A 15958-nucleotide genomic window follows, 5' to 3' on the forward strand; every position below is an offset into this window, starting at 1 on the left:
TTGCTACTAAACCTAGAGACGAATGAAGAAGGCGTTACAAACTGGGATGATCTGACAAAAGCGGAAGATCCAGCTGACGCGGATGTCTCAACTACTGCCGAGAGCTCTTCAACTGACCCAGCCAGCGGCGGCCTGTCAGCTATTAATATTGCAGGAGTCAAATTAAGCAATGCCAATGTATTATGGTCTGATGCCAGCAAAGATGAAAATTTCCAATTACGTAATCTCAACCTCGACACAGATCCATTAATTCCTGGTGAACCGACAGCTTTAACTACATCATTTGATCTCATTAGCAGCAAGCCAGAAGCCAAAGCACATATTAAACTCGATACTAAAATCATTGTTGATTTAGAAAAACAAATTTATGCACTAGAATCACTGAAACTCAATACTGTTGCTAATAGCTCTGCAATGCCACTGCAACAGGCCAATTTAAATCTTGAGGCTGATATTAATGCCAATATGGCTAGTGAATTGGTTACCATCAATAATCTTGTAATGGATCTGCAGGCCACTGGCACTGAGCAAAAAATTGATGCCAAATTAAGCGGTTTAATTGAAGCTAATTTAGCCACGCAACAACACCGTATTAACAATCTTGTTATTACAGCTGACCTCGAAAATGAAAAGCTGCCTGGTGGTAAGGCTAAGCTGGATGTAAACACTAATATTGTTGCTAATCTGGCAGATGAAACCTTTCAAGCTAATGATCTGGCTATTAAATTGGCTGATCTCACGATGAATGGACGTTTGCAAGGTGAAAAGATTCTGTCTGATGATCTGGCATTTAACGGTAACGTACAAATCAAACCTTTCAATCTGCGTAAATTAGCTAATGATTTAAAAATTGAATTACCCGAAATGGCCGACCCCAGCACATTGGAGCTGGTTCAACTAAGTACTGAAATTAGTGGTACTAAAAACTCTATTACTGCCAAAGATTTACAACTGACTCTCGATCAAAGCCAGTTAGCCGGTCAGTTTGGTATCAGCAACTTTGAAAAACCCTCTTACAATTTTACTCTGACGTTAGATCAAATTGATGCTGATCGATACCTACCCCCACCGGTTAAGGAAGACGAAGATAATACGGCAAAAGAAGTTTCAACCCCTGCCACCGTTACGGCTGCAGGCTCAAATGAATTACCGTTAGCAACTTTGCGTGATATCAATGCTAAAGGCAGCATGAAGATCGGTAAGCTTAAAGCCAGTGGCATTAGCACTGAAAACATTGTGATTACCATTGATGCCAAAGATGGTTTGATAAAACTTAGCCCATTATCAGCGGATTTATATCAGGGAAAGTATCAAGGTAATGTCAATATTGATGCCCGAGGGGAAAACCTGAAACTTGCTGTTGATGAAAATCTGCAGGGAGTTCAGGCCGGCCCCTTACTGAAAGATCTAACTGGCAATGATCGTATCGCAGGTACAGCAAATGCCAATGTAAAGCTCAATGGTAGTGGTAAAGATATTGATGCCATTAAACAAAGTCTGAACGGCAATGGTGCCTTTTCTTTTACTGATGGCGCTTTAAAAGGCATTAATATTGCCGAAGCAATTCGCCAAGCTAAGGCGGTTCTGTCCGGACAAAAAGCCGCAGAAACTAACGAACCAGTGCAAACTGATTTCAGTAGCTTGAAAGGCTCTTTTACCGCGAATGAAGGCATTGTGAACAACCAGGATCTTGAGCTGATGTCGCCATTATTGCGCGTCACTGGATCTGGTGATATCGATATCCCACGAGAAGTTATTGATTATGCCGTTCGTGTTTCAATAGTTGGTACCGCTGAAGGCCAAGGTGGCAAAACGCTAGAAGACCTTAAAGGGCTGACAATTCCGGTTAAAATTACTGGTAGTTTTGATAATCCACGACCAAAAGTTGATTTAGCAGCTGTTTTAAAAGAACAAGCTACTGATGAAGTAAAAGCCAAGGCCGAAGAAAAACTGAAAGAAAAACTTGGCGATGGCCTTGGAGGTTTGCTAGGCGGCAAGCTGGGCATAGAGTCTAAATCTGATTCATCTGCAGAACCAACTGATGAGCCAGTTACAGAAGAGCAATCTTCAGAAGGCAAATCTGAAGAAGAAACCTCACCTTCAGCAGAAGACTTGCTGAAAGAAAAACTCAAGGGTTTATTCTAATCAATAACACACCAAAGGCCGTGCTCATTATCGAGCTCGGCCTGATTCTATTTTGACTACTAGCACCTTCAGCGAACGTTTATTAGCCTGGTATGACCAACACGGTCGTAAGGATTTACCTTGGCAGATAAATGCTTCGCCTTACCATGTTTGGCTATCTGAAGTGATGTTACAACAGACTCAGGTTGCCACCGTTATCCCTTATTACCACCGCTTTATAAATCGTTTCCCTGATGTTACTGCTTTGGCGAATGCCAATATAGATGACGTTCTCAGTTTATGGTCAGGCCTGGGATACTATGCTCGCGGAAGAAATCTGCATAAAGCAGCTGTTCAAATGCAACAACTGCATAACGCCAAGGTGCCGGAAGATTTTCAAGACTTACTAGATTTGCCCGGAATAGGACGTTCAACTGCTGGAGCTATTATGGCTCTGGCATATCAACAACAGTTTCCAATTTTGGATGGCAATGTAAAACGTGTGTTAGCTCGGTATGATGCGATTAAAATCTGGCCGGGTGAAAAACAAGCTGAAGCCGCCATGTGGCACCGTGCAGAACAGTTATTGCCCACAGAACGCATTGCGAATTACATTCAGGCACAAATGGATTTAGGGGCAACCCTATGTACCCGCAGCCGTCCGGATTGTAAGAACTGCCCTTTGCAAACCGATTGTCAGGCCTTCGCAACAGGTGAACCCACTTTATTTCCAGTGCGAAAAGCAAAAAAACAGCAACCAACGCGTCAGACAAACTGGTTTGTGTACATCAATCAAGATAAATACATATTATTAGAACAACGACCACAAAGTGGTATTTGGGGCGGCTTATGGAGCTTTCCAGAAGGCCAGACCGCTGAGGCAGCAGAACATATTCTGCCGATAAAAAATATCACCTTTAAATCCACAACGCCTGAAATCAAGCATGTTTTTAGCCACTTCAAACTAAACATCCAACCCTATATTTTCACTGCAGACCCAATTGATATGGTTGCCGAGAATAAACAGCATATCTGGGTTAAAATAGATCAGGCGTTAACACTGGGCTTACCTGCTCCGGTTAAACAATTAATTGAATTCTTATCATCAACCGAGAGGATGCTATGACACGTACCGTGCATTGTGTAAAACTCAACAAAGAAGCTGAAGCACTTGATTTCCCACCCTATCCTGGCGAATTGGGCAAAAAAATCTATGAAAGTGTCTCAAAAGAAGCCTGGCAAATGTGGGTAGCACATCAAACCATGTTGATAAATGAATATCGTTTATCGTTGGCAGATCCCAAATCTCAGTCCTTTTTAAAGACTGAACTGGAAAAATTCTTTTTTGGAGACGGCTCTGAAAAGCCAGCTGATTTCAAGCCGGTTTAGTCTAGGTTAAAGGCTAAATCGCGCATTTTATCCGCTACCGTAGTTGCTAAACTGGCATTGGGTATAATCATTAAATGTGAATCTTTTGAATGCCACGTTTCAAATAATCGCAATAAATTCAATGGCTAACCGTTTTTTTTATACTTTTTTAAGGTGTTTTTTAAGATAAAAAAAAGTTGTTAAAGCCAAAATAAATGTGACTTTTTGTTAAATTTTGGGCGTACAATGCGATTAACCCCTTTTCAAGGGGTAGTGTAAGCTAGCTTAGGAGTTAAGTTAGCAGAAGATTTAAGATATTGAGGTTGATATGGCAGAGCAAGTTACAGGTACAGTGAAATGGTTCAATGACGCAAAAGGATTCGGCTTTATTGAACGCGCCGACGGTCCAGATGTATTTGTACATCACAGCGCGATTAAATCAGATGGTTTCAGAACTCTGAAAGAAGGCCAATCTGTCACGATGGAAGTGACACAAGGTCAAAAAGGTCCACAAGCGGAAAACGTTGTCCCTAGCTGATAACCTGATCCGATACAGACATGAAAAGCCGGTTAAGTAATTAGCCGGCTTTTTTTTTGTGTGTTATTTGTAATGACAATAAAGCATAGCTTGACGCTTACAGGCTTAGACGGCACGATCTTAAGTCGTATGAAAGGAATTCCGTTATGACCAAACAAGCAAAACTTAGTAGTATTTTATTCACGTTATTTCTTCTCGCTACGGCTGTTCCTGCTAACGCCGATTGGAAGCAATTCCTCAATGACTTCAGTAAAGCCGGTAGTTCTGCATTGGGAAGCCAACAAGGTGCTGAGTTAAGCCCTGATACGATTGTAAATGGCTTAAAAGAGGCATTGGAAGTAGGCACCAAAAAAGCGGTAGAAAAAGTCAGTCAGGAAGGTGGATACCTGAATAATCCACAAATTCGTATTCCATTGCCTCCTCGCGTTCAACAAGCTGCGGGGTTAATGCGCCAGTTAGGTTTGAACAAAATGGCAGATGACTTTGAGCAAAGTATCAATCTGGCTGCAGAAAAAGCAGCGCCGCAAGCGACTTCAATTATGATTGATGCGATTAAAAAAATGACTATCGACGATGCTCGTAACATTTTAAATGGTGAAAATGATGCGGCGACCCGTTTTTTTGAAGATAAAACGCGTAACAAGCTTGCCGGTTTGTTTGAACCGATTATAGACACCTCACTCAATGAGGTCGGCGCTACCCGCTATTACAATCAGCTAGACGACAAAGTAAGTTCGCTGCCGGTAGTTGGACAAGATATCAATATGGATTTACCAGATTATGTAACGGCTCAAGCGTTAGATGGATTATTTATCATGATTGCAGCGGAAGAACAAAAGATTCGTAACAATCCAACGGCACGCACATCCGAAATTTTGCAACAGGTTTTTGGTAGTAAATAACGTTTTTGGCTACTCAGCAAATACGTGATGTAATAGAATAAACACAATAAAAATAAGGGAAACAACATGGCAAGAAATCACAACCTCAATCTCGCAAGTCAAGGCACCTCATTAAAAGCACTTTTTACCGGTTATTTGGTTGTGGTGGCAGTAGGTTATTTGATGGCAATTGTTCAAATTCAGCTTACTCATGGTTTGGCTGATGGCAAGTATGGCCTTTCCGTAGATGATATCGTTTACAGCTATTACGGTAACCGAAACAATTCTTTGCTTGAAAATAAGCTACACGGTTCAATGAAACCGATGGCTACCGATGATGAACGCGCTAAGATCATTAGCTGGGTACATGCCGGTGCAACAGAAGATTCCTATGAAAATGATGGTATTAGACAAATTTTTGATGCCAAATGTATTATCTGTCATAACGCTGATGCTGGTGGTGCCATTCCAGACTACTCGGATTTTAAACAGATAAAGGAACGAGCCGTAGTTGATACAGGAGCCAGTATTGCATCACTTGCCCGTGTTTCACATATTCACTTATTCGGTATTGCCTTTATCTTCATGTTTGTTGGCTTGATATTCAGCCTGGCAGCCGGTGTGCCTAAAGTTTTGAAAGTCACCGTAATTTCCATGCCGTATATCTTTCTGCTAATTGATATCAGTGCTTGGTGGTTAACCAAACTACATCCGAACTTTGCCTGGTTTGTTATTATTGGTGGTGGTGCTATGGCATTATCATTTGCCTTTATGTGGGTGGTATCGATGTATGAAATGTGGATTCTGCCGCGTTTCCGTGAAGACAATCGCGATGCGTTGTTAGACGAATAACAAATAATAAAAAAGCCGCTGTCTTACTCATGAGACAGCGGCTTTTTTTATGCTTATCAATATTGCCGCTAGGCGTTTTGTAATGCTTCTAACTTTTCCCATTTTTCAAAGGCAGAGTCCAGCGACTTTTCCAAATCCGCTATTTGTGTCTGAACCTGTTTAATCTTATTGGCATCCTGCTGATAAAAATCAGCGGCCCCCATTTTTTCTGTTAGCGTAGCAATTTGTTGCTCGAGTTTTTCAATCTCTAATGGTAGTGCTTTCAAATCTAATTGCTGTTGATACGTTAAAGTTGACTTTTTCTTGGCTGATTTTGCAGCAGATGCTGGCTCCAGTTTAGCAGTAGGCTTTTCCTGTTTCGCAGACTGTTGGCGTTGTGCCAGCCAATCATCATAACCACCAACATATTCACGGACCTGTTTATCTTCATCAAATACGATGCAACTGGTCACCACATTATTCAGAAAACTTCGATCATGGCTGACCAGTAGCATGGTGCCAGTAAAGCCCAGTAACAAATCTTCAAGCAATTCAAGCGTTTCTGCATCAAGGTCATTGGTTGGCTCATCCAAGACAAGTAAATTGGCTGGCTGAGTAAATAATTTCGCCAGTAATAAACGATTTCGCTCACCACCTGACAATGCTTTTACTGGTGTTCTGGCTCTATCCGGTGTGAACAGGAAATCTTGCAAATAACCAATCACATGTTTAGGGCTGCCATTGATATCAACAAAGTCTCTCCCTTGCCCGACATTGTCCACCACACTAGCCTCTTCATCGAGTTGGCTGCGTAATTGATCAAAATATGCCACTTGCAGATTGGTACCTAATTTTACTGTTCCGGATTGTGGTTCAGCCCGCCCCAACAAAATCGACAGTAAAGTACTTTTACCACAGCCATTGGGCCCGATAATACCAATGCGATCACCGCGCTGGATCACCGTTGAGAAATCTTTGAACAGTTGCCGGCCATCAAATGCCTGACTGATGTTCTCAACCTCGACCACCAGCTTGCCACTGCGATCGCCTACTTGAATCTGCATGGACACATTGCCCTGCACTTCACGCCGTTGACCACGTTCCCGGCGTAGTTTCTCCAGTGCTCTTACACGACCTTCGTTACGAGTGCGACGGGCTTTAATGCCCTGACGAATCCACACTTCTTCTTGGGCCAGTTTTTTATCAAACTGTGCATTCTGCTCTGCTTCGGCTGACAGTAAAGCCTCCCGTTTCTCCAGAAAGCTTTTGTAATCACCCGGGAAGCTCACCAGTTGACCACGGTCTAACTGCACAATTCGAGTAGCCAAGGCTTGGAGAAAACTACGATCATGGGTAATGAATAATAAGGTGCCGCCATAGCTTTTCAGGAAGCCTTCCAACCAGGTAATAGAACTGATATCCAGATGGTTGGTCGGCTCATCCAGTAATAAAATATCCGGTTGACGGACTAAAGCTTGAGCTAATAAAACACGGCGCTTCATGCCTCCTGACAAGCTGGCAAATTCAACATCGGCATCCAACGATAGTCGAGAAATGACTGTTTCTACCTGTTGTTCCAGACTCCAGCCATCCACTGCTTCGAGTTTATGCTGGGCTTTTTCCAGCTTGTTGAGAATTTGTTCACTACTATCGTGTTGCAGTTGTTGAACAATATGGTGATATTCGACCAATAGAGGCCCTACTTCACCCAGCCCAGCCGCCACAACATCAAACACACTGCCAGCCGTGCCAGCAGGGACTTCCTGCTCCAGCCTGGCAATTTTCAGTTCTTGTAAGCCCACCATTTCACCACCATCCGGAGTGATCTCTCCGGCAATGACTTTCATCAAAGTGGATTTACCGGCACCGTTACGGCCTACAAGACATACCCGCTCACCTTTATCGAGCTGAAAGTCGACTTTATCAAGTAAATTTGGGCCACCATAACTGACGGTCAGCTGTTTTAAAGACAATAATGCCACGGATTAAACCTCTGCAGTTTCTGCGTTTTCAAGTATTTCACTGGCTTCAAGCCAGTCCATTTCAGCCTGTTCCAATGCCGCCTTGGTCGCAGCTTGCTGGTGTAACAGGTCTTTGAGTTTTTCTTTATTGGCCGCTTCATACAGCGTTGTATCAGCGAGTTGTAATTCTATTTTGGCAAGTTCAGCGTTCTGTTTATCGAGGATTTGCTCGGCTTTTTTTACTTGGTTACGCAAAGGCTGTAATTTCTGACGCTGTTGTGCTGCCGCCTGACGATCTAGTTTTTTAGCGTTGTTGGCGGCAGGATTTTTATCAGCAGAGGTATTAACCGTTTCACGGCCTAATCGCAACTGCCGGTAATCATCGAGGTCACCTTCAAAAGCAGCAGCTTTGCCATCAGCTACCAGCCATAGATCATCGGTGACATTACGCAGGAAATAGCGATCATGCGATACCACCACTAATGCGCCTTCGTATTCCTGCAAAGCCATGGTCAATGCTAGCCGCATTTCCAAATCCAGGTGATTGGTAGGTTCATCCAATAACAATAAAGCCGGCCGCTGATAAACCAATAAGGCTAAAACCAACCGGGCTTTTTCGCCACCAGAGAACGGAGCAACCGGTTCCAGAGCGGTATCGCCATTAAAGCCAAAACCGCCGAGAAAATTACGGCAATCCTGTTCGGTAGCCATTGGGTCCAGCCGCTGTAAGTGCTTCATTGCACTTTCATCAGGACGTAATTGCTCTAATTGATGCTGTGCAAAATAACCGATAACAATATCTTTGCCTTCGCGACGTTTCCCGCTGAGCGGTTCCAGTTCACCGGCAATCAGTTTGATTAATGTCGATTTACCGGCACCGTTAGGTCCTAACAAACCGATACGATCGCCGGGAGCAAGGTGGAGCTTGATATTCTCAATTAACGGGGTTTGCTGATAACCAACACTGGCTTTATCCAGCGCTAAAATTGGCGTGGTTAAATGCCGCGGCTCAAAAAAGCTGAAATGAAACGGAGAATCCACATGCGCTGGAGCAATTTTTTCCATTCGCTCAAGTGCCTTGATACGACTTTGAGCCTGCTTGGCTTTGGTCGCTTTAGCTTTGAAACGATTCACAAAGTCACGGATATGGGCGATTTCAGATTGCTGTTTCTGATAAGCGGATTGCTGATTGGCCAGATGCTCGGCACGGGCTATTTCAAAATCCGAATAATTACCCGTATAAAGTTTAATGCGCTGTTGCTCGATATGGGCGATATGCGTAACTACCCTGTCGAGAAACTCACGATCATGTGAGATAACCAGCAAGGTTCCGCTATAACTACGAAGCCATTCTTCTAACCAATAGACGGCTTCGAGATCCAAGTGATTCGTAGGCTCGTCCAGCAGCAATAAGTCACTACGGCACATCAGAGCCTGGGCCAGGTTAAGTCGCATACGCCAGCCACCTGAAAAGGTTCTGACAGGATGTTCCTGCTGCTCAGCAGTAAACCCTAATCCATGCAGAAGTTTTGCAGCCCGACTGCGGCCGGTATAACCATCAATCAAGCCTATTTTGTCATGCAACTGGGTTTGTAAATGACCATCATTGTTCTTTTCTGCTTGTGCCAATTGTGTGAGCAGCTGACTCAGTTCGGCATCACCCTGCAACACATAATCAATGGCAGTTGTATCGACCGCTGGCGTTTCCTGAGCAACATGGGCAATCACCCAGGATTCAGGAAACGTCAGATCACCGCTGTCAGCGTGTATCTCATTGCGGATCATCGCAAACAAGCTAGATTTACCAGTGCCATTGGCGCCGGTCAAACCGATGCGTTGTCCGGGATGAATCACCAGATTGGCAGCTTCAAACAGTAAACGGGGTCCACGACGTAAAGAAAGTTGACTGAAATTTATCATGGCGCGAATTGTATCAAGCCTGCCCATCGGCTGTATTGGATAAATCTTTGCGGTTTGCTAAATCTAAATAAAAAAGCTAAACCGATGGCGGCAACTGCCAATCTATAGGGGATTGACCATGTTGTTGTAAATATTCGTTGGCCTGGCTGAAATGTTTGCAACCTAAAAAACCGCGATGTGCGGACAGCGGTGAAGGATGTGGTGCTTTTAATACTAAGTGGCGTTGGTTATCAATTGCCGCGCCTTTTTTCTGTGCATAACTACCCCACAGCATAAACACCACATTTTCACATTGTTGATTAACCAGACTGATGACCCTATCAGTAAATTGTTCCCAGCCTTTTCCCTGATGCGCATTGGCTTGCCCATGCTCTACCGTTAAAACAGCATTCAGTAACAAAACGCCTTGTTTGGCCCACGCTTCCAGATAACCATGTTTGGCAGGAGCAATACCCAGGTCGTTATTTAGTTCTTTATAGATATTCATTAAAGAAGGTGGAATTGTCACACCGGGTTTGACTGAAAAGCATAAGCCGTGGGCTTGCTCAGGCTGATGATATGGATCCTGGCCAAGAATAACGACTTTCACCTGAGATAATGGTGTAGTTTCCAAAGCATGGAACCAATTTGATGAGTGCGGATATATAACTTTATGTTGTGTTTTCTGCTGCTGTAAAAATACTTTTAATTGCTGCATGTAGGGCTGTTCAAACTCTGTATCGAGTAAAGCCTGCCATTGTGGTGCTTTTTGCAAAGCCATTAGTGCATCCCCATCGTTAAATTCACATGATACTTACTTCGATTTTATTACTCATCCTTGCAACTCAATTATATAGTTATCAGTCAGATTACAATCGCTTACAAATATTTGATCCATAAATAATAAGACGAATAGACAAGCTATGAAGTTACTGTTATTTTCAGCAGATGCCATATGCAGTATCAATAAGATCGCCGCAAAAGTATCTGTATACAAGGAATCGCGATGGATAATAGCGCCAATGTTTTAATCGTGGACGATGTACCTGATAACATTCAGGTGGCAATGAATTTTCTCAAAGAAGAGCCTTATAACCTTTCCTTTGCTACCCGTGGACAGGAAGCGCTCGCATTGATGCGAACGCATGAATATGACCTGATTCTGCTGGATATTATGATGCCGGATATGGATGGCTATGAAGTTTGTCGGCGTATCAAAGCAGAGCCACGATTTCTGGATATCCCCATTATTTTTGTCACGGCAAAGGTTGATGTCGATTCCATCAGCCAAGGATTTCAGGCCGGTGCAGTCGACTATCTCTGTAAACCGTTTCATGCAGAAGAACTTTTAGCCAGGGTTAATACACATCTCTCTCTATATCGAGCTAAAAAACTCCTGCAACAAAATAATCTTTCTCTACAGCACAAATACGAACAAAATCAGCAACGTCTAATGACCGAGCTGGAACAAAATCAACTTGAAATGATTTATGTATTAACCGAGTTGATGGAATCCACCTCAGATGAAACTGGCAAACATATCCGCCGGGTCGCCGAATGTTGCAGATTATTAGCCTTATATCATGAGAGTTTGACAGATGAAGATGCGGATATTCTTTTTCATGCCGCACCAATGCATGATATTGGCAAAATCACCATCCCGCATTCGATATTACATAAGCCGGGCAAACTCACTGAAGACGAGTTTGCCATTATGAAAACCCATACCAGTCGTGCCTTTAAAATTCTTAATAACTCGAAACGAAAATACACCAAAGCTGCCGCCATCATCGCTCACCAGCATCATGAAAAATGGGATGGTAGTGGTTATCCCCAAAGTCTGAAAGGACAGGATATTCATATCTATGGACGTATCGTCGGTTTAATAGATGTATTTGATGCTTTGTTACATAAACGCGTCTATAAAGAAGCCTGGTCATTGGATGACACTATTGATTACATCAGGAAACATAGCAGTAGTCATTTTGATCCGTACTTAGTCAATCTACTACTGGAACATATTGATGAATTTGTTGCCATTGCCAATCAAAGCTAACTGGCTAATATTTTTTGTTCTGCTATTGCTAAGTTGCCGGCTGTCGGCGCTGACATTTACAGAAGAAGAGCAGGCATGGATCGACAATAATCCAGAAGTTTTATTGGGAGCAGATTACAGCTGGGCGCCTTATGACTTTGTTAATGAGGATGGCGATCATGATGGTATTGCAGCAGATATATTAAAGCTTATCAGTGAAAAAAGTGGCCTTAATATAACCGTTAAACCTGATATCTGGGCCAACACCATGGAAAAAATGCGTGATGGGGAGCTGATGGGGTTGAGTTGCGCGGCAGCTAATGAGGAAAGACAGGAGTTTTTGTTATTTAGTAAACCATACGTGAGCCTGTCGCTTGGTATTATCGTTCAGCAACATCGTGATGATATTTATTCTATGGAAGATTTATCCGGGCTTAAGCTCGCGGTAAATGAAGACTCCTACTTGCATAACTGGCTTAAAATCAATTATCCAGATTTGGATCTAGTGTTAACAGATTCCAACGACGATTCTCTGGAAGCAGTTTCATTTTCCAAAGCCGATGCTTATATCGGGAATATAGCGGTCGCCACCAATGTCATCAAACAGCGCTACCTATCCAATCTGAGAGTGGCTGCCAAAGTTCCCGGTCTAACCACGGATACCTCCGTTGCTGTTGATAAACGCTATCCCCTTTTACACAGCATTATTGAAAAATCCTTAGCAGCGATTACAGCTGCTGAAAAACAGCAAATTATTGATAAATGGTATGCCGTGGTAAGTGACAGTAGTGCATTTGAGGTATTGCCCTACGAGCAAAGTCGACTTGATTTAACCGAGGATGAAAAACAATGGATTGAAAATCATCCAATCATCAAGATTGGGGTCGACCCGTATTGGCCACCCTTTGATTTCATTGATAAAAATGGTGATCACAGTGGTATAAGTGCTGACTATCTACAGATTATCAGCAAACAAACCGGTCTACAGTTTCAGCTAGAAACATATTCAGACTGGCAATCCGTTATCGAAGGTGCACAGGAAAAGCAAATTGACCTCATCGCGGCACTTTCTCGAAATACTTTTCGTGAAACATTTCTTGATATGACTATTCCCTATCTGGATTATCCACTGGCCATCGCAACAACCAAATTTGGCCATTTAGCTAGTCTGAGTGAATTCAATAACAAACCGGTCGGTGTTGTAAAAGGCTATTATGCCGAGTCGATTTTACTGGCCTATTACCCAGAAATTGACATTGTGTACGTACCTTCTGTGAGGGAAGGCTTAGCCATGCTGGCAGCAGAAGAAATTGATGGTTATTTCGATATTATCGCTACCATAACCTACAATGCCAGTCAGGCGGGGTTAACTCATCTTAATACCAGTATTGTCAGAGATTATTCTGCTGCACTGCATATGGGTATCATCAAAGATCACCCCGAACTCTTGTCTATCATCAACAAAGCTTTGGCAGCCATAACAGTTGAAGAAAAACGCACCATTGATCAACGCTGGATGTCAGTCAACACCATACAACGCACCAATTACACTTTGTTAATTCAAGTTGCAGCAGTATTACTGCTTATTTTGCTTGCTAGTGTTTATTGGAATCGACGTTTACAAATTGAAGTCAACAAACGTCTGGCTTCGGAACAACAGCTTCGGGATAGTGAAGCGCAGTTATTACATCTGATTAATGTCATGCCAATGAGCCTGATGGTGACTTCCGCTACAGATGGCAGTATTTTGCTTGCCAATGAACATTGTTATAAGGAACTTGGCTTTACAGCTGAGCAACAACAAACCCTTAAAGTTCATGAGTTTTATGCTGATCTTGGTCAACGTCAAGGTGTGTTGGAAAAGCTTGCCAAAGAAGGGGAAATTACCGGTGAATTGGTCAAAATTAAAACTTTAACAGACCAAATCATTCAGGGATTGTTTTCGATCATTGCGATCCAATATCAAGGTAAACCTGCCTTTCTGGGTTTTTATCTGAACATGGGCGATCGTATAACGTTGGAAAATTCTCTAAAAGAAGCAAAGACACATGCTGAAGCAGCGAACCTAGCTAAATCGCAATTTCTTGCCAATATGAGCCATGAAATCCGTACGCCAATGAATGCGATATTGGGGTTTACAGAATTGCTGGACGAGCAAGTCACTGAACCACGGCTTAAAGCCTTTATTAAAACTATACGCGGTGCGGGAAACACATTGTTGTTACTAATCAACGATATTCTCGATTTATCGAAAATCGAAGCCGGCAAACTTCTCCTCAATAAAACAGCCACCGATCCTCATCAGTTATTTGATGAAATAGCCAATATGTTTATTCTGCAGATTCGCAATAAAGACTTGGCGTTGCATTTAGATGTTGATCCGAGCTTACCGCACGGATTATTACTGGATGCTACACGCCTCCGGCAGGTGTTGTTCAATCTGATTAGTAATGCGGTGAAGTTCACCGATACTGGCCATGTTGGGATTCATGTGCACGCTGATAATGTCGATGATCATTTAAGCAAGTTAGATTTACACATCCGAGTGGAAGACACTGGCATCGGTATTCCAGACACTGAAGTCGAACACATTTTCGAAATTTTTGCTCAACAATCAGGCCAAGATGTTCGCAAATATGGCGGCACAGGCCTTGGTTTATCCATCACTCGTCGTTTGATTGAGATGATGGGCGGTCAAATCCATCTGCAAAGTAAAAGCGGCGAAGGTTCCATATTCAGCATTGATTTGCCTGGAATCGATATTGCCGCTATCGCCAGTGATAAACTTCGGCAACAGGCGTTAGCATTTGATGCCAGTCATATACGTTTTGAGCCAGCACATATGTTGATTGTCGATGATGTCAATCATAATCGTGAGCTGATTCGGCAGCATTTCATTAACAGTAATATTCGAACCAGCGAGGCTGAGAATGGTCAGCTGGCTGTGGATTTCGTTAAAAATAATCCGGTAGATCTAGTGTTGATGGATATCCGCATGCCGGTGATGGATGGCTATGAAGCTGCCCAACGAATCAAATTGATGAAAGCTGATTTACCTGTGGTCGCCCTGACCGCTTCAGTGATGAAAGATGCTTATGATCAAGATAAATTGCAGTATTTTGATGCGTATCTGCGTAAACCCGTACTGCGCAATGAATTATTTCATGCTTTAAGTGTGTTTTTACAATATCAAACTGTTGAGGTGGAAGTGACCGCAACACCACAGCAGGATTGGTCAAAACTGGACAAGCAGCAACTCTTATCGATATTTAACCATTTTCAAACGGATATTGATGAAATATGGCGAAATGCCACGCAAAGTAACAGTATGACTGACATTAAAACCTTTGCTCACGAGATAGCCAAACTGGCCAGTAATCATCAAATTGATACTTTGGATCGTTACGCCAGCCAGTTATTGGAACGTATTGATGCGTTTGATATCGAGGGCATGCAGATATTGTTAAAACAATTTCCTAGAATGTGCGCCGACATCCAACAAACGATTCGGGCAACTTAACCAACCAGACAAGTGTGATTTGTTTTGCACTTTTTTATACAATGCCTCCCACGTTGTAATTGAGATGAGCAAGATGAATTCCGAATTGAAAACGGATGCACAGTGGCGTCAACAACTTACTGATGAGCAATACCGTGTCACTCGTCAGGCTGGTACTGAGCCAGCTTTTTCCGGGGATTATGTCGATCACGATGAGAATGGCCATTATCATTGTGTTTGCTGTGGCCAAGCCTTGTTCGCTTCTGACCACAAATTTAATGTCGGTTGTGGTTGGCCAAGTTTTTCCTCACAGTTGGAACATGGCGTGGTGACTCATCATCCCGATTACAGTCACAATATGGACCGTACCGAAGTTCGCTGTCAGCAATGTGAAGCTCATTTAGGTCATGTATTTGATGACGGCCCCGCTCCCACTGGCCTACGTTATTGTATTAATTCGGTGGCGCTTGCGTTTAATGACCAAGACTGAATGGACGCTGTATATCATTCAAGCCGCAAATGGCCACCTTTATACCGGTATTACCACTGATTTAGCACGTCGCTTAAAACAACATCAAAATCACAATGGCGGTGCTCGTTTTTTTCACACCAGTGAAGCCCAGAAGGTGGTGTATCACGAACAGCATCCTGATCGCAGCAGTGCCAGCCGTCGTGAAGCAGCGATCAAAAAGCTCAGTCGACAACAAAAACTGATCCTTATCGGTAACCCATCAGACCATGTATAATGGCGCGTTTTTTCAGCACGTCTGAATTTCTCCTTTAGATACAGGATTTTAACTTTGTTAAGCACTGCTAACATCA

The 15958-nt window shown here is 43.0% G+C and carries 13 protein-coding genes; 10 read left to right on the forward strand and 3 right to left on the reverse strand.

Annotation, left to right across the window (positions count from 1 at the left end; translation table 11 throughout):
• The 6 genes from ACN0V2_RS12990 to ACN0V2_RS13015 form a co-directional block, all read left to right on the forward strand.
• Positions 1–2145, forward strand: a 2145-nt coding sequence (locus tag ACN0V2_RS12990; protein WP_417551247.1) for an AsmA family protein, incomplete at its 5' end; no start/stop codon positions are given.
• A gap of 52 nt (positions 2146–2197) precedes the next feature.
• Positions 2198–3250 carry an A/G-specific adenine glycosylase gene (mutY, locus tag ACN0V2_RS12995; RefSeq protein WP_417551248.1) on the forward strand — a complete coding sequence of 351 codons (1053 nt, stop codon included), beginning with the start codon at positions 2198–2200 and terminating at the stop codon, positions 3248–3250.
• The gene (locus tag ACN0V2_RS13000) at positions 3247–3513 is read left to right on the forward strand and encodes an oxidative damage protection protein (protein WP_417551249.1); all 267 of its coding nucleotides are present in this window, start codon (positions 3247–3249) and stop codon (positions 3511–3513) included. The genes mutY and ACN0V2_RS13000 overlap by 4 nt, the downstream gene beginning before the upstream one ends.
• Before the next feature lie 307 nt (positions 3514–3820).
• Positions 3821–4030: a cold-shock protein gene (locus ACN0V2_RS13005; RefSeq protein WP_069295769.1), complete on the forward strand. Its 210-nt coding sequence runs from the start codon at positions 3821–3823 to the stop codon at positions 4028–4030.
• Between the two features lie 146 nt (positions 4031–4176).
• Positions 4177–4932, forward strand: coding sequence for a DUF4197 domain-containing protein (locus ACN0V2_RS13010; RefSeq protein WP_417551250.1), 756 nt, complete (start codon positions 4177–4179; stop codon positions 4930–4932).
• Between the two features lie 66 nt (positions 4933–4998).
• The gene (locus ACN0V2_RS13015) at positions 4999–5763 is read left to right on the forward strand and encodes an elongation factor-1 alpha (protein ID WP_417551251.1); all 765 of its coding nucleotides are present in this window, start codon (positions 4999–5001) and stop codon (positions 5761–5763) included.
• Between the two features lie 68 nt (positions 5764–5831).
• Here the strand turns inward: ACN0V2_RS13015 and ACN0V2_RS13020 are convergent, their stop codons facing one another.
• The 3 genes from ACN0V2_RS13020 to ung all read right to left on the reverse strand — a co-directional run bounded on the left by ACN0V2_RS13020 (position 5832) and on the right by ung (position 10383).
• A complete protein-coding gene (locus ACN0V2_RS13020; RefSeq protein ID WP_417551252.1) occupies positions 5832–7724 on the reverse strand; it encodes an ATP-binding cassette domain-containing protein in 1893 nt (630 codons plus the stop codon).
• Positions 7725–7727: 3 nt separating this feature from the next.
• Positions 7728–9623 (reverse strand): ATP-binding cassette domain-containing protein, encoded by a 1896-nt coding sequence (locus ACN0V2_RS13025; protein WP_417551253.1) that lies wholly within the window; start codon positions 9621–9623, stop codon positions 7728–7730.
• 76 nt (positions 9624–9699) lie between these two features.
• Entirely contained in the window at positions 9700–10383 is a 684-nt protein-coding gene (gene ung / locus ACN0V2_RS13030; RefSeq protein WP_417551254.1) for a uracil-DNA glycosylase, read from the reverse strand.
• A gap of 225 nt (positions 10384–10608) precedes the next feature.
• On the opposite strand from ung, the gene ACN0V2_RS13035 reads away from it, so the two are divergent.
• From ACN0V2_RS13035 to ACN0V2_RS13050, 4 genes are all read left to right on the forward strand, one after another.
• Positions 10609–11658, forward strand: a complete 1050-nt coding sequence (locus ACN0V2_RS13035) for a response regulator (RefSeq protein ID WP_417551255.1) — start codon at positions 10609–10611, stop codon at positions 11656–11658.
• A complete protein-coding gene (locus ACN0V2_RS13040) occupies positions 11627–15157 on the forward strand; it encodes a transporter substrate-binding domain-containing protein (RefSeq protein ID WP_417551256.1) in 3531 nt (1176 codons plus the stop codon). Before ACN0V2_RS13035 ends, ACN0V2_RS13040 begins: the two co-directional genes overlap by 32 nt.
• A 64-nt stretch (positions 15158–15221) precedes the next feature.
• Positions 15222–15626 carry a peptide-methionine (R)-S-oxide reductase MsrB gene (gene msrB / locus ACN0V2_RS13045; RefSeq protein WP_417551257.1) on the forward strand — a complete coding sequence of 135 codons (405 nt, stop codon included), beginning with the start codon at positions 15222–15224 and terminating at the stop codon, positions 15624–15626.
• A complete protein-coding gene (locus ACN0V2_RS13050) occupies positions 15613–15882 on the forward strand; it encodes a GIY-YIG nuclease family protein (protein ID WP_417551258.1) in 270 nt (89 codons plus the stop codon). The genes msrB and ACN0V2_RS13050 overlap by 14 nt, the downstream gene beginning before the upstream one ends.
• Positions 15883–15958 lie beyond the last annotated feature (76 nt).

This window comes from Methylophaga sp. (assembly GCF_048266885.1).
In the GTDB taxonomy this organism is placed as follows: Bacteria; Pseudomonadota; Gammaproteobacteria; order Nitrosococcales; family Methylophagaceae; genus Methylophaga.